At 73.4% G+C, this 20,153-nt stretch carries 19 protein-coding genes and 1 pseudogene; 10 read left to right on the top strand and 10 right to left on the bottom strand.

Features of this window, described 5'->3' with window-relative positions; genetic code table 11:
• Window positions 1-47: 47 nt before the first annotated feature.
• Window positions 48-1,538 (top strand): hypothetical protein, encoded by a 1,491-nt coding sequence (locus ACFWJO_RS02765; RefSeq protein WP_386863034.1) that lies wholly within the window; start codon window positions 48-50, stop codon window positions 1,536-1,538.
• A 178-nt stretch (window positions 1,539-1,716) separates the two neighbouring features.
• On the opposite strand, the gene ACFWJO_RS02760 is transcribed toward ACFWJO_RS02765, so the two are convergent.
• Entirely contained in the window at window positions 1,717-3,165 is a 1,449-nt protein-coding gene (locus ACFWJO_RS02760; RefSeq protein WP_386863033.1) for a PP2C family protein-serine/threonine phosphatase, read from the bottom strand.
• 193 nt (window positions 3,166-3,358) lie between these two features.
• Between ACFWJO_RS02760 and ACFWJO_RS02755 the strand changes: the two genes are divergently transcribed.
• The gene (locus ACFWJO_RS02755) at window positions 3,359-5,032 is read left to right on the top strand and encodes a hypothetical protein (RefSeq protein ID WP_386863032.1); all 1,674 of its coding nucleotides are present in this window, start codon (window positions 3,359-3,361) and stop codon (window positions 5,030-5,032) included.
• The gene (locus ACFWJO_RS02750) at window positions 5,029-6,222 is read left to right on the top strand and encodes a pyridoxal-phosphate dependent enzyme (RefSeq protein ID WP_386863031.1); all 1,194 of its coding nucleotides are present in this window, start codon (window positions 5,029-5,031) and stop codon (window positions 6,220-6,222) included. The genes ACFWJO_RS02755 and ACFWJO_RS02750 overlap by 4 nt, the downstream gene beginning before the upstream one ends.
• A gap of 54 nt (window positions 6,223-6,276) precedes the next feature.
• Here ACFWJO_RS02750 and ACFWJO_RS02745 read toward each other — a convergent pair whose 3' ends face one another.
• The gene (locus ACFWJO_RS02745; RefSeq protein WP_386863030.1) at window positions 6,277-6,924 is read right to left on the bottom strand and encodes an NADPH-dependent F420 reductase; all 648 of its coding nucleotides are present in this window, start codon (window positions 6,922-6,924) and stop codon (window positions 6,277-6,279) included.
• 102 nt (window positions 6,925-7,026) lie between these two features.
• Between ACFWJO_RS02745 and ACFWJO_RS02740 the strand changes: the two genes are divergently transcribed.
• Window positions 7,027-7,554, top strand: a complete 528-nt coding sequence (locus ACFWJO_RS02740; protein WP_386863029.1) for a GNAT family N-acetyltransferase — start codon at window positions 7,027-7,029, stop codon at window positions 7,552-7,554.
• Here ACFWJO_RS02740 and ACFWJO_RS02735 read toward each other — a convergent pair.
• The 4 genes from ACFWJO_RS02735 to ACFWJO_RS02720 all read right to left on the bottom strand — a co-directional run bounded on the left by ACFWJO_RS02735 (window position 7,439) and on the right by ACFWJO_RS02720 (window position 10,980).
• Window positions 7,439-8,152, bottom strand: a complete 714-nt coding sequence (locus tag ACFWJO_RS02735; protein ID WP_386863028.1) for a YdeI family protein — start codon at window positions 8,150-8,152, stop codon at window positions 7,439-7,441. The genes ACFWJO_RS02740 and ACFWJO_RS02735 overlap by 116 nt on opposite strands.
• A 196-nt stretch (window positions 8,153-8,348) precedes the next feature.
• Window positions 8,349-9,638 (bottom strand): ATP-binding protein, encoded by a 1,290-nt coding sequence (locus ACFWJO_RS02730; RefSeq protein WP_386863027.1) that lies wholly within the window; start codon window positions 9,636-9,638, stop codon window positions 8,349-8,351.
• 305 nt (window positions 9,639-9,943) lie between these two features.
• Window positions 9,944-10,285, bottom strand: a complete 342-nt coding sequence (locus tag ACFWJO_RS02725; RefSeq protein WP_386863026.1) for an SPW repeat protein — start codon at window positions 10,283-10,285, stop codon at window positions 9,944-9,946.
• Between the two features lie 311 nt (window positions 10,286-10,596).
• Window positions 10,597-10,980, bottom strand: a complete 384-nt coding sequence (locus ACFWJO_RS02720; RefSeq protein WP_386863025.1) for a VOC family protein — start codon at window positions 10,978-10,980, stop codon at window positions 10,597-10,599.
• A 420-nt stretch (window positions 10,981-11,400) separates the two neighbouring features.
• On the opposite strand from ACFWJO_RS02720, the gene ACFWJO_RS02715 reads away from it, so the two are divergent.
• Entirely contained in the window at window positions 11,401-11,772 is a 372-nt protein-coding gene (locus ACFWJO_RS02715) for a cupin domain-containing protein (protein ID WP_386863024.1), read from the top strand.
• 15 nt (window positions 11,773-11,787) lie between these two features.
• On the opposite strand, the gene ACFWJO_RS02710 is transcribed toward ACFWJO_RS02715, so the two are convergent.
• Window positions 11,788-13,203 (bottom strand): sulfatase-like hydrolase/transferase, encoded by a 1,416-nt coding sequence (locus ACFWJO_RS02710; RefSeq protein WP_386863023.1) that lies wholly within the window; start codon window positions 13,201-13,203, stop codon window positions 11,788-11,790.
• 132 nt (window positions 13,204-13,335) lie between these two features.
• Between ACFWJO_RS02710 and ACFWJO_RS02705 the strand changes: the two genes are divergently transcribed.
• Window positions 13,336-14,085 (top strand): methyltransferase domain-containing protein, encoded by a 750-nt coding sequence (locus ACFWJO_RS02705; protein WP_386863022.1) that lies wholly within the window; start codon window positions 13,336-13,338, stop codon window positions 14,083-14,085.
• A gap of 134 nt (window positions 14,086-14,219) precedes the next feature.
• Here the strand turns inward: ACFWJO_RS02705 and ACFWJO_RS02700 are convergent, their stop codons facing one another.
• A complete protein-coding gene (locus tag ACFWJO_RS02700) occupies window positions 14,220-14,351 on the bottom strand; it encodes a hypothetical protein (protein WP_386863021.1) in 132 nt (43 codons plus the stop codon).
• Here ACFWJO_RS02700 and ACFWJO_RS02695 point away from each other — a divergent pair.
• The 3 genes and pseudogenes from ACFWJO_RS02695 (at window position 14,350) to ACFWJO_RS02685 (ending at window position 17,239) form a co-directional block, all read left to right on the top strand.
• Window positions 14,350-15,030: a DUF3592 domain-containing protein gene (locus ACFWJO_RS02695; RefSeq protein WP_386863020.1), complete on the top strand. Its 681-nt coding sequence runs from the start codon at window positions 14,350-14,352 to the stop codon at window positions 15,028-15,030. The two genes, ACFWJO_RS02700 and ACFWJO_RS02695, sit on opposite strands and share 2 nt — an antisense overlap.
• 473 nt (window positions 15,031-15,503) lie before the next feature.
• Window positions 15,504-16,654 (top strand): annotated as a pseudogene (locus ACFWJO_RS02690) (ROK family protein).
• Between the two features lie 78 nt (window positions 16,655-16,732).
• Complete coding sequence (locus ACFWJO_RS02685) at window positions 16,733-17,239, top strand: DinB family protein (protein WP_386863019.1); 507 nt, start codon at window positions 16,733-16,735, stop codon at window positions 17,237-17,239.
• Window positions 17,240-17,445: 206 nt separating this feature from the next.
• Here the strand turns inward: ACFWJO_RS02685 and ACFWJO_RS02680 are convergent, their stop codons facing one another.
• Entirely contained in the window at window positions 17,446-17,814 is a 369-nt protein-coding gene (locus ACFWJO_RS02680; RefSeq protein ID WP_386863018.1) for a hypothetical protein, read from the bottom strand.
• Between the two features lie 274 nt (window positions 17,815-18,088).
• Between ACFWJO_RS02680 and ACFWJO_RS02675 the strand changes: the two genes are divergently transcribed.
• Window positions 18,089-19,552, top strand: a complete 1,464-nt coding sequence (locus ACFWJO_RS02675) for a carboxylesterase/lipase family protein (protein WP_386863017.1) — start codon at window positions 18,089-18,091, stop codon at window positions 19,550-19,552.
• Window positions 19,553-19,642: 90 nt separating this feature from the next.
• Here the strand turns inward: ACFWJO_RS02675 and ACFWJO_RS02670 are convergent, their stop codons facing one another.
• Window positions 19,643-20,149, bottom strand: coding sequence for a hypothetical protein (locus tag ACFWJO_RS02670; RefSeq protein ID WP_386863016.1), 507 nt, complete (start codon window positions 20,147-20,149; stop codon window positions 19,643-19,645).
• Between the last annotated feature and the right edge of the window lie 4 nt (window positions 20,150-20,153).

The following is a 20,153-nucleotide window of genomic DNA, read 5'->3' as shown; positions in this document are numbered from 1 at the left end:
TGACAGGGGGTTACTGTCAACTCAGCCGAGAACCTGGGGGCTTAGACGTGACAGGACAGACCAACACCCGCCTGGCAGACCTCTTCGGCCTGGCCGGCTGGTCCAAGGGCGAACTCGCGCGACTCGTGAACCGGCAGGCGGCGGCCATGGGCCACCCGCAGCTGGCGACCGACACCTCGCGGGTGCGGCGCTGGATCGACATGGGGGAGACCCCGCGCGATCCCGTGCCCCGGGTGCTGGCAGCGCTGTTCACCGAGCGACTCGGCCGTGTCGTGACCATCGAGGACCTCGGGTTCGTACGACACGGGCGCGCCGGCAAGCGGCGGGACGTCAGGAACACCGACAACCCTGACGGGCTGCCCTGGGCGCCCGAGCGTACGGCAGCGGTCCTCACCGAATTCACGGGAATGGACCTCATGCTCAACCGACGCGGCCTGGTGGGCGCGGGTGCCGCGCTTGCCGCCGGCTCCGTACTCACCAACGCCATGCACGACTGGCTCCACGCCGACCCCGCACACACCGGCGCCGCCCCCCGCGCCATCGATCCCCTCCACGCCGACCCCGCTGGGTACGACCGCTACGAGGCCGCCCCCATCGGGTCGGAGGAGATCGAGGCCCTGGAACGTTCCGTCGAGGTCTTCCGCGCCTGGGACGCCTCCCGAGGCGGAGGCCTCCAGCGGAAGGCGGTCGTGGGCCAGCTCAACGAGGTGGGCGGCATGCTCGCCTACCACCACCCCGACCACCTCCAGCGCAGACTGTGGGGCGTGGCCGCCAACCTGGCCGTGCTCGCCGGCTGGATGTCCCACGACGTGGGCCTCGAACCCACCGCCCAGAAGTACTTCGTGATCGCCGCGCACGCGGCCCGCGAGGGCGGGGACCGGCCGCGCGCCGGCGAGGCGCTGTCCCGTGCCGCCCGCCAGATGGTCCACCTCGGCCGGCCCGACGAGGCGCTCGACCTGATGAAGCTCGCCACCTCTGGTTCGGGCGAGCGGCTGCTGCCGCGCACCAAGGCCATGTTCCACACCATCGAGGCCTGGGCACAGGCGTCGATGGGCCGCGGGCAGGCCATGCGCCGCACCCTCGGCGAGGCCGAGGACCTGTTCGTCTCCGACAAGGGCGAGGACAGGCCCAGCTGGATGCAGAACTTCGACGAGGCCGACCTCCACGGCATGCAGGCGCTCGCCTACCGCACCCTCGCCGAGCACGACCCGGGTGCCGCGGTCCCGGCCCAGCGTCACGCCAGGCTCGCCCTCGAACTGCGCCGGAACGGGCACGACCGCTCGAAGCTCTTCGACCACATCTCGCTCGCCTCGGCCTGCTTCATCGCCGACGACCCCGAGCAGGCGGACCGCTACGCGCGCCTCGCCCTGGTCTCCATGGGCGACACCTCCTCGCACCGCACGTGGGACCGGCTGCGCGAGATGTACCGGCTGACCGGGCAGTACGCGGGCTACACCAAGATCGACCACCTGAGGGAGGAGATCGCGACCGCCCTCCCGAAGGCGCCGACGAACCGCCCCCGAACCGGTGAGGTGTGAGGAGCGGACGCCACGGGGGCCGAGGGGCGACGAAGGGGACGGGCCGGACGGCGACGCCGTGGCCGGCCCGTCCTCGTGACGCGTGACGCCGTGACCCCCGGTGCGATGCACCGGTGACCGGACGCCGTACGGCGTGATCCGTCCGTCCGTACGGCGTGAGCTCTCCGTACGGGCCGTACTAGTGACCGACCCTGACCACCATCACGCAGGCGTCGTCCTCGCGCGGTCCCTCGCCGAACTCCTCCACCACCGACCGGACGCAGTCCTGCGCGTCACGCGCCGCGGCCAGCCGCGGAGCGAGGGCGAGCAGCCGGTCCGTGCCGGGATCGTCGTCCAGGCAGCCCGCCGCACGGGTCAGTCCGTCGGTGTGCAGCACGAGCACGTCGCCGGGGAGCAGCCGCGTCTCGGCCTCCTCGTACGCTGCGCCGGTCGTCGCCCCGAGCAGCACGCCCTCGGGCCTGGACAGGGCGCGCCCCGTCCCGTCGCGGAACAGCAGCGGGGCGGGGTGACCCGCCTGCGACCAGGTGAGGACCTGCGCCGCCGGGTCGTAACGGCAGCACATCGCGCTGCCCAGGGCGGGCTGGACGGAGGCCTCCAGGAGCTGGTTCAGGTGCCCCATCAGGGCACCGGGCCGGATCCCCGCCACCGCCATGCCGCGCAGCGCGCCCAGAAGCATCGCCATCGACGAGGTCGCGGCCACGCCGTGCCCGGTCAGATCGCCGACCGTGAGCAGCGCGTCCCCGTCCGGGAGCGCCAGCGCGTCGTACCAGTCGCCGCCGATCAGACCGGTCGTGGCGGCCGGCAGGTAGTGCCCCGCCACGTCGAGCGGGGCCGGGCCGTCGTGGGCGAACCGCAGCGAGCCGCGCCAGGGCGGCAGCACGGCCTCCTGGAGCTCCACGGCCACCCGGCGCTCGGTGTGCTCGATGTGCTGGTGGCGCTGGAGGCTGTCCCGGGTCTCGCGGACCGCGCGCTCACTGCGGCGCAGCTCGCTGACGTCTCGCAGAACGGCCCACATGGAGGCGGTGCAGCCGTCGGAGTCGAGCACCGGCTCGCCCGTCATGTGCACGGTGCGCACCCGGCCGTCGGTACGGACGATCCGGAACTCCCCGTCGATCGGCTTGCCGTCGATCAGACAGTCGGTCACCATCGCCTGGAGCACCGGCTGGTCCTCCGCGAACACCATCGACGGCAGCTCGTCGAGCGACATCGGGCCGCTCTCCTGCGGGCGGCCGAAGATCTGGAACAGCTCGTCGGACCAGTGCACGTCGTCGGTGAGGAGGTCCCACTCGGCGCTGCCGACCCGGGAGAGCAGCGAACCGGTCAGCCGCGGCGAGGGGACGGCACCCAGCAGGGGCTCGGCGTACGCGGCGGCCGCGTCCGAGGACGCCAGGGCGGGCAGGCCCGCCTTCAGCTGCCCCAAGTGCTCACCGAGATCGTCCAGTTGGTGCACGGCCAGGTCGCACAGCGCGCGCTGCCACCGGTTCTGCGGGTCGTCCTCGTCCACCACGGCGTCCCGGCGCACCGCGTCCACCTCGCCGCGCAGCCGGCGCGTCTGCGAGATCAGCGCGTCCACCGCGCCGGGCTCGGGCGGTTGGGCGGGACGGTCCGCGAACAGATGGGACGGCATGTCGTACTCCGATGCAGGCGACGTGGCGCGGCCAAGTCTGGGAAGTGAAGCCCGGGTACGACTTTCGCACAGGCCGGGACACCTCGTAAGACATTTGGCAACACTCGATACGGTGGTGCTTCTGACATATGCCTGAGGCCCACAAGAGGACCAGTAGACATTCGGCCACGTGGCCACGGGTTACGGTGCTGCTGTGGTGAACGACTCGGAGAACACAATGGGTACGGCGGTGCTGCTGGCCGCGGCGCCTGCCGGACGGGGACGGGCCATGGACGCGGCGTCCGTGCTGCCCGCGCTCGCGGCGGTACCGGCCGGGGTGCTCGCCGGTGCGCACATGGCGACGATCGTCGAACTGGCGGACCCGCTCGACCCGCAGACCGTCCTCACCAGACTCCGAGCCGCCGCCGCCACACCCGGGCCGCTCGCCCTCTACCTCGCGGGCCAGGTCCAACTCGACCGCCGCCAGCGGCTGCCGCACCTCGCCCTCGCCCGCAGCACGCCGACGACCCTCCGCTACACGGGACTTCCCTGGCACTGGCTCACCACGGAACTCGCGCCGCGCCGTCCCGGCACGACCCACGTCGTCGCCGACCTCGCCGCGGACCCGGAGCTCTGGCAGCGCCTCGCCACGGAGCCGGGCGCCCTGGCCCTCGGCCCGGCCGTCCCGCTCTACGCGCGCGTGACGCCCTTCCCGCGCCGCGGGCCGCTCCTGACACCCGACTACCTCCGCCACTTCGCCACCCTCTGGCGCTCCGGCGCCCGCCCACCGCTCCCGGCCCTGCACGCGGAGGCATCCGCCGCCGCCTTGGCGGACCGCCCCGATTCCCTGTTCCTGACACCTCCGGCCCCGTCCGTCCTCCAGCCCACACCAGCGGCGCCCGTTCAGCCGATGCAGGCAGCCCAGGGGTCGGGTGTTTCTCCGCTGCCGGTCCCGTCCGCCCAGCCCGTGCCGGCCGCGACCGCGCCGCCGCCGGCGTCTCCGCCCGCCGCCCGCCCCGACGTCGTCGACTCCCCGCCGACCCGCCGCCTGCTGCCGCGCTCGGCGGATGTGCACGCCGGGACACGGCGGGCGGCGGCCACGCCGAGCCCGCCGCCGCAGAGCGGACTTGACGAAGAATCGCCTGCGGCGGCGACGACGGGAGTGCCGGAGCCGGTGCCGGTGCCGGTGCCGGTGGCATCCGCGCCCGGGTCCATCCCCGAGTCCACGCCCGGTGCTGCGCCCGCGCCCGTGTCCCTATCCGTGGGGGCGTCGGCGCCGGCGTCGGCGGAGGCTGACGGGGCGACCAGCGAGCCACGTGCGCCCGAGGCGCCGAATCCGTCGCGTAAGGGAGGCTTGGCCGCGCGCCGCGCCGAAGCCAAGGCGAACGGGGCGGCGCGGGCGGAGAGCATTGTCGCGCCGCCGCGGCCCGTGGAGGCGCCCGGGGCGGGCGTCGGCGGCCCGCCCCGGCCCGGGAGCGGGGTGGACCCGCATCCGGCGATCCTCGCCGCGGCGATGGCCGGGCGGCACGCGGAGGCCGCCGCGATGGCCTCCGCGTGGGAGAGCGACGCGCTGCGGCGGTACGGGCCGCGGTCCGCGGAGGCGCTGCACTGGGTGGAGGTGCGGGCGGACCTGGCGCGGCTGGCGGGGGAGCCGGCGCGGAGCTGCGAGCTGTGGATCGCCGCCGCGCAGGCCCGGCTCGGGCTGCGGCAGGGTCCGGACGAGCCGGACGTCGAGGGCGCGGTGGACCGGGCGCACCACCAGTGGGAGCAGATCGCGGACCCGGCGCGGGCCCGGGCGCTGGGCTCCGCGCTCGTCGAGCTGCGCCGTGCCGTGCCCGGTCGGCACGCCGGCGCGCTCGCCGCGCTCCAGCGGAGGATGGGCGCGTGAACTTCCTCGCCACCGCCCAGCGTTCCCTCCGCGACCCCGCCGTACGCCATCCGCTGTGGCCTCCGCTCACCGCCGGCGACCCGGTCACGTCGACCGACACCGTCGCGTATCCGCTGGACATCGACTACGACTACGACCGCGTCCCGGACGACTTGTTCACCCGCCCCCCAGCCCACGGCCTGGAACGCTGGGCGCCGCTGCTCCCGCCGCTCGACGCGCCGGGACTCGGCGAGGGCGACACGCCGTTGGTGCGCCTCGCCGACGGCGTGTGGATCAAGGACGAGTCGCGCAACCCGACCTGGAGCCACAAGGACCGGCTCAACCGGGTCGCGGTGAGCGCCGCCGTGCGGTCCGGCGCGCACGGGATCGTCGTGTCGTCCTCGGGCAACCACGGCGCCTCGGCCGCCGCCTACGCGGCGCGCGCCGGGCTGCCCTGCGTCGTCTTCGCGTCGCCGCAGGCGCCGCCGGCCGTCGCCTCCCACCTGCGCGCCTACGGGGCGACCGTGCTGACCGTCCCGTACGCCTCCGTCCGGCCGTACATGCGCCGACTCGTGGAGGAGCTGGGCTACCAGTCGGTCAGCAGCGTGACCGACACCGCGCACACCGGTCACCCTTTCGGACCCGAGGGCTACAAGACCATCGCGTACGAGATCGCCCTCGAACTGGGGCGGGCCCCCGCCGCCGTTCATGTGCCCACGGGTTACGGCGAGTTGCTGTTCGGGGTGGCCAAGGGCTTCCTGGAACTCGCCCGGCTGGGCGTCACGGAGTCCGTCCCGCGCGTGTACGCGACCGAGCCGGCCGCTGCCGGCGCCCTCACCGAGGCGATGCGCGCCGGGGCCGACGTGGCGCGCGTCCCGGTCGGGCCGACCGGCGCGTACGCCATCGACTGCGAGATCAGCGGCTACCGTGCGGTCGTCGCCCTCCGCGAGACCGGCGGTGCCGCCCGTACGGTGACGGACCGGCAGATGGCGCAGGCCCGGGCCGAGTTGGCCGCGCAGGGGCTGTGGTGCGAGCTGTCGTCCGCGGCCGGTCTCGCGGGCCTGCGCTCCCACGGACCGGCCGAGGACGAGGAGGACGGCCCGGTCGTCTGCGTGGTCACCTCGAGCGGCTACAAGGACACGGCCACCGCCCGCGACACCCACCCGCCCATGGACCTGGAGTGGACGGACCTGAAGGCCATGCTGAGCTGAGCCCGGCCGTCCGGGACGGGGCAAGGGCAGTGCGTGCGGGTCGTCGTGCCGCGCTCAGTGCGCGCCGGCCGCGGCCTCCGCCGTCGGCATCACCACGCGCAGCCCGAAGCGGTAGGTGCCGGTGCCTTCGGCGATGCCGATGAACAGCAGGCTGAAGTGCTCCTGGCCGCGCGCCGTGGCGATGCCGCCGAGGTCGAGCAGCGCGTCGTCCGTCCAGCCCAGGTCGTGGAGGAGGCCGCGGACGGTGTCTTTGGCCGCCTGGTCGTCGCCGGAGAGGAAGACGGTGCCGGGGCCTTCCAGGGAGCCGGGGTCGACCATGACGAGACGGTCGATGGTGCACAGGGTCTTGACGACCGGGGTGTCGGGGAAGGAGCGCTGCAGCTCCTCGCCGAGGCTCTCGCCGAGATGGGAGAGGTCACCGTCCGCCGTGAACCCGACGGCGACGTCGAGGAGCACCTTGCCCGCGAGGGCGGGTGCGCCGACGGAGGTGAGCAGCGCCAGGGAGGCCGTGCCGGGCGTCGCGTTGACGACGGCGTCGGCGCCGGCGACCGCCGCCTCGGTCGACACGATCGGCACCCGCCCGGCTCCCGGGTCCGCCTCCTCCGGTTTGCGCGAGCCGAGGACGACCTCGTGGCCCGCCGCGTTCCATGCGTCGGCGAGCGTGCGGCCGACGTTTCCCGTACCAAGGATTCCGATTCTCATGAACCCGACGCTAGGGGCGGCCGGCCCGCCGCCGCCTCGGCCGCGGGACGGGTGATCACTACCCCGAGGGTCGTACGTCCCGGGGCCTGACATCATCGACGTATGGCCTCCAGCTCCCCGCCCGCCTCCGGCACCGACGCCGTCCCCGGCCTCGCCTCCGAGCCGATCGTGACCGACCGGCTCGTCCTGCGTCCCGTGCGCACCGGTGACCTGCCGGCGGTGACGCGGCTGTGGACCGACCTGGAGGTGCGGCGGCACCTGGGCGGTCCCGTGGTGGACTCGGTGATCCGCATCCGGCAGCGGCGGATCGTCGGCGCGCCCGGGTTCCACGCCGTCGAGCGGGCGGCCGACGGCACGGTGCTCGGCCTGGTCACCGTCGAGCGGGAGGGCCGGAACGGGGAGACGGAGGTCTCGTACCAGTTCCTGCCCGAACACTGGGGCCAGGGGTACGCGCGCGAGGCCGTCGCCGCGGCCGTCGAGCGGGCCCTGGCGGAGGCGGCGACGGTCGTCGCGGTCACCCAGGAGGCCAACGCCCGCTCCCGCCGGCTCCTCGAGGCGGTCGGCATGACGCACGCCGAGTCGTTCGTGGAGTGGGACGCCCGGCAGGTCCTCTACCGGCGACGGCGCTAGGCCCTGTCAGCCCCCCCGCTGTCCCCGTCCCGCCCGCCGCGAGCCGCGTCACCGCCCGTTCGATCCGGGCGGACCGCGTCTTCGGCGTCCGCGCCTGCCACAGGCTCAGGATGATCAGATACCGGTCGGTCCTGCCCAGCGCCTCGAAGGCGGCCGCCGCCCGGGGCTCCGCGGCGAGGGCCGCCGCCAGGTCCTCCGGCACGGTCGCGTCCTTCTGGGACGGGTACGCGGCCGCCCAGCGTCCGTCGGCCTGCGCGGCCCGCACCTCCGCGAGCCCCGGCTCCCGCATGCGGCCGGCCGCGAGCAGGGCCTCGACCTGGCGCACGTTGACCTGCGACCAGAGGCTCCGGGGCCGGCGGGGAGTGATCTTCTGGAGGTAGCCGCGCTCGTCGCGGGCCTTGCGCTTGCCGGTGATCCACCCGTACGCGAGCGTGGCGTCCAGGATCTCCTCGGAGGCGGGGGAGGCGAGGCCGGAGCCGCTGCGGCCGAGGAGCAGCCAGATGCCGCCCGGCGTGTCGCCGTGGTGCTCGGCCAGCCAGTCCTCCAGCTCCTCGCCGTCGGCGAAACGCATCACCGCGAGTCCTTCGACCGTCTCCACCGGCTGCTCCTCACTTCTCGGGCTCCCACGATATGCGCGCGGGCGTGGGGCGAGCGCGGGCCGGACCACATCGTCCCTACCCCGACCCGACCCGACCCGACACCGCCCCGACCCCGCACGGGAACCGGCATCGGGAGCCGGCCGCCGTGGGCCGATCCGGCACCGGAACGGGCCGGCAGGGCGGACTGACCCGGCGTCAGAACCGTGCGTGGGTGGTGATGTCGGACTCGAACTGCTCGACCAGCTCCGGCGTCACGGTCGGCCGGCACTGCCCGATCGCGTCCAGGTAGTCCACCGTGGTCGCGCCGGGCGTGACCGCCTCAGCGGTGCGGCCGCCCACCGCCACCAGGTCGCGCTCGAAGGAGTTCTGCGCCGCGATCCGCGCCGCGTGCTCGATGTCGGCGGGCGTGAACAGCTCGCTCGCGGTGACCAGCGCGTCCACGTCGACCTCCGGGCGCGCGTCGGTGTAGCGCGACCAGATGGCGGCCCGGGCGGCCTTGTCCGGCGTACCGATGGGGATGAGGTAGTCGAAGCGGCCGGGGCGCAGGAAGGCCGGGTCGAGGGAGCGGATGGAGTTGGTGGCGCAGACCAGGAGCCGCTCGTCGCGCTCCCTGAACCCCGGGATCAGCTTGAGGAGTTCGTTCGTCACCCCGTGCATGCCGCCCGGCTGCACCGGCTCGGCGCGTACGGGCGCGATCTCCTCGACCTCGTCGATGAAGACCAGGACCCGCTCGAGCTCGGCGATCCGGGCGAAGGCCGAGCGCAGCGCCGCCGCCAGGTTCCCCTCGTCGGCGAGCCGGGAGGGCAGGATCTCCACGAACGGCCAGCCGAGCCGGGAGGCGATGGCGCGCGCGAAGGTGGTCTTGCCGGTGCCCGGCGGCCCGAACAGGCCGATCGCGCGCGGCGGGCGCACTCCGTGCCGGGCGGCGCGCTCGGGCTCGGCGAGCGGCAGCACGACCCGCCGTTCGATCAGGTCCTTCTCCCGTTCCATGCCGGCGACCTTCGCCCAGAGGTCGGCGGGCAGCAGCCGCCCGCCGAGGTCGTCGAGGAGACTGGCGGCGGGACCGTGCAGCGGTTCGACCTTCTCGAAGTACGCGACGGCAGGCTGCCGCGTGTACCCGGCGTTCAGCAGCCCCTCGCCGAGCAGCTCCTCCTCGGGCAGCACGTACGCGATGCGGGCGACACGTGCGGCCACCAGGCGCCGCTCCAGTTCCACCAGGAGCGCGCTGGCGAGGCCCCGGCCGCGCCAGGCCGAGGAGATCGCCACGCGCATCACCCAGGCACGCTCGCCGGCCACACAGGCCAGCGCGGCGCCGATGGGCGCGCCCTGGTGGACGGCGACGACGGCGGGCTGGCGGGAGGTCAGGGCGCCGATGCACTCGGCGAGCGAGAAGACCGACTCCTGGCCCAGCTCGGCCGTGGTGTCGATGAGATGGACGACCGCCGCGAGATCGCTCTCGCGGTAGTCGTGAATGAGCCAGTTCACCGGTGGTTCCGCCCCTCGTTGGTGCCGTCGCGCCTCGTGTCGGCGAGGCTAGGCGGGGCGCCCGGGGCGGGTCCTGCGCCACCGTGCACAAGCGGGCGGCCGCAAATGCGCCGTACCGGCTCTGTACGCGCGCGGGTCCGGCGCGGGAAGTGCCCGGCGCGGGAATCCGCCGGCCTGCGGGAATCCGCCGGCCCGCGGGAATCCGCCGGCATGCGGGAGTCCGCCGGTATGCCGAAGTCCCCGGAAGGCGGACCTTCCGGGGACTTCGGCGAGTGACCTCTGCTGGGAGAGGGTCGGATGGATCGTTACGTCCTTCTCTTGCTCATGAGCAGTCCGCCCGCCGTGAGGGCGAAGAGGCAGACGCAGGCACCGGTGATGACATTGCTGAGGATCGCGCCGGTTCCGGCGTCCCGGGAGACCACCCAGGGGGAGACGATCAGCCACACACCGAGCAGCAGGACCACGAAGTTGAGGTCCTGGGACCGCTCCGGGGCCATCGACATGCAGAGGCCGAGGGCCGCGAGAGCGATGCCGACGACCAGGTTGCTGATGGCGAGCTCCGGCTTCGTGGCGGAGAAGTGGACCGTCCACGCGGAGACCGCGGCCCAGATGCCGGCGAGGATCACCAGCTCCTCGACCGCTGCCACACCCCGGGTCTGGAGCATACGGGTGTAACGGTCCCGCATTTCCGAGGCGTCCGGGTGTCCCCTGATATCGCCGGGACGGTGAGAGACGTCGGCCATACGACTCGCCTCCTTCTGGCGTTCTGCACGTCTGACCGCGCTTGCGGCATCGTGCCGCGGTTTCATTGTGCGCTTATCTAGCCTTTATGTGTAGATCTGCCCGATATGGGATCCGCACAGAAAACCGCCCCGGGATATGAGCAGAACTGCCAATTCCCGGGCGTTTCCGCCGAAAATTCAACAAGGTGTTGGATACGCGGCGGGCGCCGGTCCGGTCAGGGACGGGCGTACGGCCGGGTGATGATCTCCATGTTGTGGCCGTCGGGGTCGTCGAAATAGGCGCCCCGACCGCCGAAGAGGCGGTTGATCTGCCCGGGCTCGTGGTGGCTCGGGTCCGCGTAGTACGTGACGTTCATGCGCTCCAGACGCCCGATCATGGCGTCGAACTCGTCGTCCGGGACGAGGAACGCGTAGTGGCTGGGCCGGAAGGCGGTGTCGCCGGCGTCGTAGTAGTCGAGGGTGACGCCGTTGCCGGTGTCCACGGGCACGAACGGCCCGAAGGGGGCGCCGACCTCCAGGCCGAGCACCTCGGCCAGGAACTCGGCGGAGGCCCGCTTGTCGCGGGCGTAGACGACGGTGTGGTTGAGCTCGACGGTCACAGGTGGGTCCTTTCGCAGAGTGCGCGCTGATGTGCTTCCTCCGGTCCCCGTGCACGCGTCTCGCGCGTCGAGCGCTTCTCGTGCGGCTCACGCGGCTCACGCAGCTCACGCAGCTCACGCGGCTCACGCGGCTCACGCGTCTCGCGCGGCGAGCGTCTTGCGCGGCTCACGCGTCTCGCGTGTCACGGGGCGGACGGCCACGGCGGACCCCGCGCCCACCTCCCGGCGGCGCTCACGCCATGGCCGGGCGCCTCTCTCGATCACGGCCCACGGCCGACCCGGCAGTCATGCAGGCAACGTAACCCGAGGTGATCACCTCCGGCAACGCGGTTTACCGCCAGGTGTGTCGGGGCCCCGCGGCGTAGCCTGGAAGTGGACTCGGGGATCCGCGCGTTTTCCACCGCCGGGAGGCGGACGACGATGACCGGAATCGTTTCCAGGAGCTTCGACTCCGCAGACGAGACCCGCCCCTTCGAGGGTGGCAAGGGCAGGATGGACCTGCTCAACACGGACAGCGGAGCAGTCGGCCGGGCCGTGTTCGAGCCGGGCTGGAAGTGGTCGGAGCACGTCAAGCCGATCGCCGGCACCGACAGCTGCCAGGCCCACCACGTCGGTTACGTGGTGAGCGGCCGCATCAAGGTCGTCATGGACGACGGCGACTCCGTCGAACTGGCACCCGGCGAGTTCTACGAGGTCCAGCCGGGGCACGACGCCTGGGTGGTCGGCGACGAAGCCTGCGTGGCCCTGGACTGGGTGGGCTTCGGCGACTACGCGAAGGGGTCGGGCGGCTGACGGAGGGTCCGTCGGTCACTCGTGGCCGAAGCGCACACCCTCCCACGGCACCCGGTCCTCCGGGAACGAGTACGGCGAGCGCTGGTCGAGCGTGCGTGGCGGTGCGGCCTCGATGACGGGGGAGGCGCCCTCCACCTCCTTCAACCAGGCGCCGAGCGCGTCCCTCAGACCGTCCGCCACCCGCCGGTGCGAGGTGAGGCCGACGAGGTTCTCCAACTCGTACGGGTCGGCGGCCAGGTCGTACAGCTCGCTCTCCCGGTAGCGGTCCGCGGCGGACTCGGACCAGGCGTCGACGCCGTCCGGCGCGGTCACCACGTACTTCCACCGGTCGGTGCGCACCGCGCGGGCGATGACGTCCTCGCTGATCTGCACGAACACCGAGTAGGGCCGGTCGAGTTCGCTGCCGCCGCCGACCAGGGGGCGCAGCGAGCGGCCGTGCACGCCCGCCGGCACCTCGATCCCGGCGGCGTCGAGCAGCGTCGGCATCAGGTCCACCGTGGACACCGGCTGACCGATCCGGCCGCCGCCGCGGAAGCCCGGCCCGGTCAGCACGAACGGCACGCGCACCGAGGCCTCGTGGGCCGAGCGCTTGTACTCGCCGTTGCGGGTGCGGAAGTGGGAGCCGTGGTCGGCGGTCCACGCGAACACGGTGCCGTCCTCGATGCCCAGGCTGCGCAGACCGTCGCGAAGCCGCCCCACGCCCTCGTCGACCCGCTTGATCTGCCCCAGGTAGCCGCCGAGATGGCGGTGCGCGCCGCCCTGCGCCGCTCCCGGGCTGAGCGCGGCGAGGTCGGGGGGCAGCCACCTTCCCTCGAAGCGCTCGCGGTAGCCGGCCGGGGCGGGGTAGTCGTCGGTGGCGTTCTGGTGGTGCGGCTCGAGGAGGGACAGGAACAGCAGGAACGGGCGCTCGTGGTGGTCGGCGACGAAGCGGATCGCCGCGTCGATCAGGGCGTCGGAACGGTAGCCGGGCAGCCGTACCGGCTCGCCCGCCTCGTCGTACAGCACCGTCCGGTAGGCGTCCGAGGTGAACTCGAGCCGGTCCGAGGCGAGCCAGCGCGCGTAGCCGCCACGCCGCTCGGGCGGGACCGGTCCGTCGGGGTGCTCCTCGCCCGCCAGATGCCACTTGCCGATGTAACCCGTGACGTATCCGGCGGCGGCGAAGGCCCCGGCGAGCGTGGGTACTTCCGCTCCGAGCGGAAGTCCGTTGCGGAACACTCCGGCTCCCGTCGGGAAGCGCCCGGTCTGCAGTGCGGCGCGGGCCGGAGCGCACACCGGGTTCGAGGTGATCGCCTGCTCGACGAGGGTCCCCTCACGGGCCAGCCGGTCGAACTCGGGCGTCACCCCTGCGGAATTGCCGTGCGCACCGGTGGTGTCCCACCGCTGCTGGTCGGTGAGGACCACGATCACGCTGGGGCGGTTCGTCGGCGGCATGCGGATCCCTTCGGGCCGGGGAGACGGACGGGGAGCGGATGTTCGGCGTCCGGCAATTAATTTCGCAGAGGAAGTAATCCCCGCGCCAGAGGGCCGCGCCGGGAGGCACCCGGTGACAACTAGGCTGCGACGATGGAACGCTCGACCGACATACCCGCCAGTCAGGCGAACGACTACGACGGCTTCGCCGAGGCGTACGCGGCGGAGAACGAGAAGAGCCTCGTCAACGCGTACTACGAGCGCCCGGCGACACTGGCCCTCGCCGGAGACGTGACCGGCCGACGGATCCTGGACGCCGGCTGCGGTGCGGGCCCCCTCTCCGCCGCCTTGCGCGACCGCGGGGCCACCGTCACCGGCATCGACGTCAGCGCCGGGATGCTGGCTCTGGCGAGACGGCGGCTCGGCGACGACGTACCCCTGCACCGGGCCGACCTGAGCGACCCGCTGCCCTTCGCGGACGCGGCGTTCGACGACGTGATCGCGTCGCTGGTGCTGCACTACCTGGAGGACTGGGGACCGACGCTGGCCGAGTTCCGGCGCGTACTCGGTCCCGGCGGCCGGCTGATCGCCTCGGTGGACCACCCTTTCGTGGCGTACACGTTCCAGGACCCCCGGCCCGACTACTTCGCGAACACCAGCTACGCCTTCGAGTGGACGCTCGACGGCCACACGGCCCCGATGAGGTTCTGGCGAAAGTCACTGCACGCGATGACCGAGGCCTTCACCACCGCCGGCTTCCGCCTCTCCGCCATCACCGAGCCACAGCCCGACCCGGCCGCCCGCGAACTGTTCCCCGACGACTTCCACGCCCTCTCGACGAAACCCTGCTTCCTCTTCTTCGTCGCCGAGGTCCCAGGGGCGCGGGCGGGCGGGGACGACTAGGAGGGCGGCTTCCTGTTCCGCACCATGGACGTCGCCCTCGGCATCGCGGGGGCCGGCTGCCGGCGAGGTCTGGTGGTCCTCGCCCCGAGCGGCGGACGGCCCGCGCGGCCGGCTGACGCGGCGGGGGAGCGGCGTCAGGCGGAGAGCTGGACGCCCGTGACCGCCAGCGCGCCGGCCAGGAGGGAGCAGAGGGAGAACAGCCGCATCCTGCGCACGGCGCGGACGCGGGACCTCAGCTCCTTGCGGACGTTCGCCATCGTCCCCATGACCACGAGCTTCGTGTCGGTCGGATGGTGGACCAGGGGGTACCGGGTCGAGGACGTGAACGCGGCCGCCGCCGTGATCTTCGCGGACGCGGTGAACGCCGCGCTGCCCGCCCGCGCCGCGGGTGACGAGGCCGTCGACGGCGCCACGCTCGTCGTCACCCGCAGCCTCAGGGTCGCCGTCGACGAGAGCGAACTGCCGGACGACGACGCGACGCCGGCCGCGTACGTACGCGGGGGGTTCGCCGCCGCGGCCTTGGTCGCGCTCCTCGCCGCGCTCGTCTGGTCCGTCGGCGAGGAGCCCAGCCGCGCCATCGCGACCCTGCCGGTCGGGATGCCCGGCGTGGCCATCGCGACCTACGCCGCCCCGGGCATCCCCATGGTGCGGCGGCGGTGGTACCTGCCCCGCCACGGCGTCACCGTGGAGGGGCGGCACGTCTACCGGCACGGCACCACCACCAACGCGTACGTGGCCACCGACGGCGTGACCCGCTACGTCCGGGGCAGCAACGGGGGCCGTTCCATCCAGGTCGCCTACGATCCGCGCAACCCGGAGCGGGCGGTCGTCCGCCGGCCGGAGTGGGTGAGGGAAGAGGTGCGCCCCCTCGCCTTCTTCCTGGCCGTCGCGGCGCTCTTCCTCTGCGGCTCCTGCCTCCTGGCCCTGCCCGCCTTCCAGGGCTGACGCGCCGGGCACGGCCCGAGGCGTCCCTGACGGCTCGGTACGCCGAGGTCGGGTTCCCAGCCCTCAACGGCACAAGAGACCGCGACCGCGTCGGCGTGCACGAGGACGGAATCCGAGGCAGTTGCCCGTCCCGGGCGCCGTTCGCGCTGTCGGTGGCTTGCGGTAAACAGGTGCCAACCTTCCGAGACGAGGCATGGATGAGCCCCAGCCCCACCTCCCGCCCGGCGCCCGGGCTCGGACCCGGACCCGGCCCCGGACCCGAGTCTGCTCCCGTACGCGCTGCCGCTGCTGAACCTGGCCCCGTACCCGCTCTCGCTTCCGCTGCCGCATCAGCTTCAACTTCCGCTGCCGCACCCGGTTTGGCACCCGCTTCGGCACCCGGATCGGCACCCGCGTACTCATCCGCCTCCCCACCCGCGCTCGGTCCCCGGCCGGCCGGGGACGGGCGGCGTGAGGCCAACGCGGCCACCGTCCTGCGGACCGTGCGCGAGCACGGGCCGCTCGCCCGCAGCGCCATCGCCCGGCTCTCCGGCCTCAGCCCCGCCGCCGTCTCGCGGCAGGCCACCGACCTGCTCCGGCACGGGCTCCTGCGGGAACTCCCCGAGCGCGCGGAGACCGGAGGCCCCGGACGCCCGCAGACCCCCGTCGACCTGCACCTCGGCACCGCCGACGGTCCCGTCGCGGGTGGCGTCCACCTCGGCGTGCACGCGTCCACCCTCGGGCTCGTGGACCTGCGCGGCGGCGTCGTCGCGCGCCATTCCGTCCAACACGACGGCGCCGACCCGCGCGTCCTGCCCGCCACCGTCGCCCGCGAACTGCGCGCCTTCCTCGACGAACACCTCGGTGGCCGCCCGCTCCTCGGCATCGGCGCCGCCCTCGGCGGATGGGTCGACCCCGACCACGGTCGGGTCGTCCGGCACGACGCGCTCGGCTGGTACCACCGCCCCCTCGCCGCCGAACTCGCCCGCGGCCTCGGCGGCCAACCGTACGGGTCGACAACCACGCCCGGGCCGTCGCCCAGTCCGAGATCCTGTTCGGCCGCCCCGAGGCCCGTCGCAGCCTGGTCCACCTTTTCGTCGGCAACGTCGTCGACGCCGCCCTCGGTATCGCCGGCGTCGTCCACCAGGGGCCCGGTTCAGCTGCCGGGGAGGTGGCGCACCTGCCCGTCCCCGACTCCACCGTCCCCTGCACCTGCGGCCGTTCGGGCTGCCTGGCGGCGACCGCCTCCAACCGGGCACTCGGCGAGACCGCGTACCGCCGGGGCATCGTGCCGGACCCCGACGCGTTCCTGGTGGTGGACGCGGCGGCGACCGGGGACCGGCGAGCGGACCGACTCCTGCGCGAACGGGCCCGCGCGGTGGGCCGCGCGGTAGCGCTGCTGCTCGACGTGCTCAACCCGGATCTGGTCGTGGTCACCGAGCTGGCGAGCCTCCTCGACCCCCGCTACCTGGAGGAGATCCAGGGCGCGGCCGTCGACCTCTCCCACGTGTGCCACGACCCCGAACGCATCGTCAGCCCCCACGCCGGCCCGGCCACCATGCCCGTCGCCGCGGGTACGGTCCTGCTGAACCCGCTCTTCCGGAACCCGCTCCAGAGCCTCGAGGAGATCGCGGGACGGCGGTAGGGAGGCCGGACGGTGACGGGGGCCGGCCGCCCGGAAATTGCCCGGCACGCCGTTCCCGCCGCTGGCAGGATGCCGGGCATGAGCCAAGATCACCGCATCCCGACGCCCCACACCGCCGACGAACGAACCACCCTCACCGCCATGCTGCAGTTCCAGCGCGACACCCTGGCGATGAAGTGCGCGGGCCTCACGGCGGAGCAGCTGCGGACCCGGGCGATAGCCCCCTCCGGCCTCTCCCTCCTCGGCCTGGTCCGGCACGCGGCGGAGGTCGAGCGCGGCTGGTTCCGCGACATCGTCAACGGCGAGAGCACCCAAAGCCGGTGGACCCCGCCCGGTTCCACCGACTGGGCCGACTTCGACGTGGACGACGCCGACGTCGACGAGGCCTTCGCCGTCTGGCACGACGAGTGCGCCCGCGCCCGTGAGATCGTGGCCAGGGCCCCGTCCCTGGACGTCACCGCAAGCCACGGCGACGAGACGTACTCGCTCCGCTACGTCCTCGCCCACATGATCGAGGAGTACGCACGCCACAACGGTCATGCCGACATGCTGCGGGAGCGCATCGACGGCACGACGGGGGAGTAGCGCGCCGTGGATGCCGCAGTACCGCGACAGAGACTGGACGAGACCTTCGCCCACGCCGTCGGTGCTGCCTGAGGCCCGTGCGCTCGGACTGATCCGGGCGTACTGCTCACCTGCGACGACGCGAACATCGCCTCCGCCCGCACGATCGAGCGCAACAGGGGAGTCCTCGAGGAACGTCCGCGAGACCGAAGCCGGACCAAGCGGCGCTACCGGATCGAGCTGTAGGCGTCCGTCACGCAGTACGCCGTGCAGCCGGCGCGCTCGTACGCGTGCCGGAGGGCCGCGGCGGCGTCCTCGCGGACGACCTCCTCGTAGCCGAAACGCTCGTCCGCGAGCCGTACGACGTCCTCGACCGTCACGATCGCCGGCTCCCCCCGACCCGCCGCGAACCGCGCGGAGGCGATCGCCAGCTCGGCCGAGCGCGTGAGCGCCCGCGTGTACGCCCGCCAGGCGACGGCCCGGGCGCGCCGCGGCGCGAGCGGGCGCACGGCGCGTCCCTTGCAGAGGGTGCCGACCACGATGAGAGCGACGCCGGTCACGGCGATCAGGGCGCCGACGGCGGCATTGAGACTCACGTTCACACCGCCTCCCTTCCCGGGACGGCTCGCTCAGAACCGTCGAGCCCAAGCGGCACGCAGACCGCAGGCCGCTGACCGCCGACCGCAGGCCGCTGACCCCCGGCCGCCGACCGCCACCGCCGACCCGCAGCGGTCCGGGACCCAGCCCAGCCATGTGACGGAGGACCTTGGCCTGCGCGGATGACACGTGTAAGTTCATCGTGTCACCGTCACCCTTGTTCACAGCCCCGAGAACGCGGCCGCCGCACCGGCCCCGCCAGGAAGGCGCACCATGTCCCTGGAGACTCCCCTGGACGCCCCCCTCGTGACCACGACCCGCGGTCCCGTCCGCGGCGAGCGGCGGCCGGACGGAAGCTGTCGCTTCCTCGGCATCCCGTACGCCAAGCCGCCCGTCGGCGCGCTGCGCTTCGCCGCCCCCGAGCCGCCGGAGCCGTGGACCGAGCCGCTGGACGCCACCGCGTACGGGCCGACCGCGCAGCGCCGGCCGTTCGCCGAGGTGACCACCATTCCTGAGCCGTCGATCCCCGGCGAGGGCGTGCTCAACCTGAACGTCTTCACCCCCGCCGCCGACCCCGAGGCCGGGCTCCCGGTGCTCGTCTGGATCCACGGCGGCGGTTACGTCGCGGGCTCGGCCGCGAGCCCCTGGTACGACGGCGCCGCGTTCAACCGCGACGGCGTCGTGCTCGTCTCGCTCGGCTACCGGCTCGGCATCGAGGGCTTCCTGCACCTGGATGACGCGCCCGACAACCGGGGTGTGCGGGACTGGATCGCGGCCCTGGAATGGGTGCGGGACAACATCGCGCGCTTCGGCGGGGATCCCGCCAAAGTGACCGTCGCCGGCCAGTCGGCGGGTGGCGGCGCCGTCCAGACGCTGCTCGCCGTGCCGTCGGCGCGGGGCCTGTTCCGCGGCGCGCTCTCGGTCTCCGGTGCCGTGACGAGGCCCGACGGGCCGGAGGTGGCGCGGGCCGTATCCCGCCTGTTCACCTCCCGTACGGGCCGGCCTGCCACGGCCGCCGCGCTCCAGGACCTGAGCGACGACGAGCTCCTCGATCTCCAGGACCGGCTCGGGGAGCCCGGCCCGGACCGGGAGGGACTGCCGCCGATGCTGTCCCTCGTGCCCTTCGCCGACGGTGATCTCATCCCCGAGCCGGTCCTGGACGCGCTCACGACGGGCGACGCCGGCGCCGACGTACCGCTGATGCTGGGCTTCACGGCGCACGAGTTCAACATGATTCCCGCGCCCGGCCCGGACGGCCCGCCGCTCCCGGTGCTGCTCGGCGGTCTCGGCCTCAGCGGCGAGCGGGCCGCGGCGTTCGCGGAGACGTACGCGGAGACCGACCCCGCCGGTCACTTCGGCCAGGCCCTCACCGACGTCACGTTCCGCGCCCCGTCCCTGGCCGTCGCCGACGCCCGGGCGGAGCGCGAACGGCCCACCTGGCTCTACCAGTTCGAGTGGCCGTCACCCGTCAACGGCCAGGCCTACCACTGCCTGGACCTGCCCTTCGCCTTCGACCTCCTGGAAGCACCCGGCGTGGAGGCCGCGGCCGGCCCGACCCCGCCCCGGCCCCTGGCCGACGCCATGCACCAGGCCTGGGTCTCCTTCGTCACCGACCAGAACCCGGGCGCGGACTGGCCCGCGTACACGGCGGCCACCCGCACGACGAGGATCTGGGCCGAGACCCCGTACACGGAGAAGGACCCTCTGCGCGCGGTCCGCCGGATCTGGCTTGCGTGAACGCGATGGGTCCGTTCCTCGCCGGCCTGGTCACGGGAGGCGTGGAGCTCCGAGGGCTTCCGGTGGTCCGTGCGTGAACGGGCGGTGGCATCAGGGGAGCGGGTGGGCCTTCTGATGGGGACCAGGCGGGGTGAAGCGGAGACCGTTCTCGTCGAGCGCGTTGAAGACGGTGACCCGGCCCGTCGTGAAGACGAGGCTGACGTCGACGTTGCCCTGCGCCAGGTCCCTGCCTGTCCACTCGAGCAGTTCGACCCCTGTGAGGGACCGGCCTTGGAGAGCGCGCAGTTCGGGCAGAGGCTCGGCGCGCCACTGCAGGTCGAAGTCGGGCCACCGAACCGGGCGACCGGGGTCGACCGTGTTCCAGGTGACGGAAAGATCGTCGAACTTGTGATGATTGATCTCGACCTGCTCGCCCTCGAAGTCGAAGAGGACCGGGCAGTCACAGAACCACTCGTCAGCCTGGAGGTCCCAGACCATCCAGACCCTCGTCAGAGTGCGTCCGACGAGACCGCGCAGGCGCTGCCCGTGCTCCCGCGTGATGTCACTGCGGCGGTTCAGCCAGGTCGGCTGGTAGCCCGCGATGCCGAAATCGAACATGGCG

The sequence above is a fragment of the Streptomyces sp. NPDC127092 genome, assembly GCF_042722475.1.
GTDB lineage: Bacteria > Actinomycetota > Actinomycetes > Streptomycetales > Streptomycetaceae > Streptomyces.
This window is presented reverse-complemented; position numbering and strand designations above follow the sequence as displayed.

Excerpts from the sequence above, each read along its gene's own strand:
- ACFWJO_RS02760 (WP_386863033.1), bottom strand. The coding sequence starts at position 3,165 with ATGCCGTCCCATCTGTTCGCGGACCGTCCCGCCCAACCGCCCGAGCCC.
- ACFWJO_RS02745 (WP_386863030.1), bottom strand. The coding sequence starts at position 6,924 with ATGAGAATCGGAATCCTTGGTACGGGAAACGTCGGCCGCACGCTCGCC.
- ACFWJO_RS02740 (WP_386863029.1), top strand. The coding sequence starts at position 7,027 with ATGGCCTCCAGCTCCCCGCCCGCCTCCGGCACCGACGCCGTCCCCGGC.
- ACFWJO_RS02715 (WP_386863024.1), top strand. The coding sequence starts at position 11,401 with ATGACCGGAATCGTTTCCAGGAGCTTCGACTCCGCAGACGAGACCCGC.
- ACFWJO_RS02710 (WP_386863023.1), bottom strand. The coding sequence starts at position 13,203 with ATGCCGCCGACGAACCGCCCCAGCGTGATCGTGGTCCTCACCGACCAG.
- ACFWJO_RS02705 (WP_386863022.1), top strand. The coding sequence starts at position 13,336 with ATGGAACGCTCGACCGACATACCCGCCAGTCAGGCGAACGACTACGAC.
- ACFWJO_RS02695 (WP_386863020.1), top strand. The coding sequence starts at position 14,350 with ATGACCACGAGCTTCGTGTCGGTCGGATGGTGGACCAGGGGGTACCGG.
- ACFWJO_RS02700 (WP_386863021.1), bottom strand. The coding sequence starts at position 14,351 with ATGGGGACGATGGCGAACGTCCGCAAGGAGCTGAGGTCCCGCGTCCGC.
- ACFWJO_RS02685 (WP_386863019.1), top strand. The coding sequence starts at position 16,733 with ATGAGCCAAGATCACCGCATCCCGACGCCCCACACCGCCGACGAACGA.
- ACFWJO_RS02675 (WP_386863017.1), top strand. The coding sequence starts at position 18,089 with ATGTCCCTGGAGACTCCCCTGGACGCCCCCCTCGTGACCACGACCCGC.
- ACFWJO_RS02670 (WP_386863016.1), bottom strand. The coding sequence starts at position 20,149 with ATGTTCGATTTCGGCATCGCGGGCTACCAGCCGACCTGGCTGAACCGC.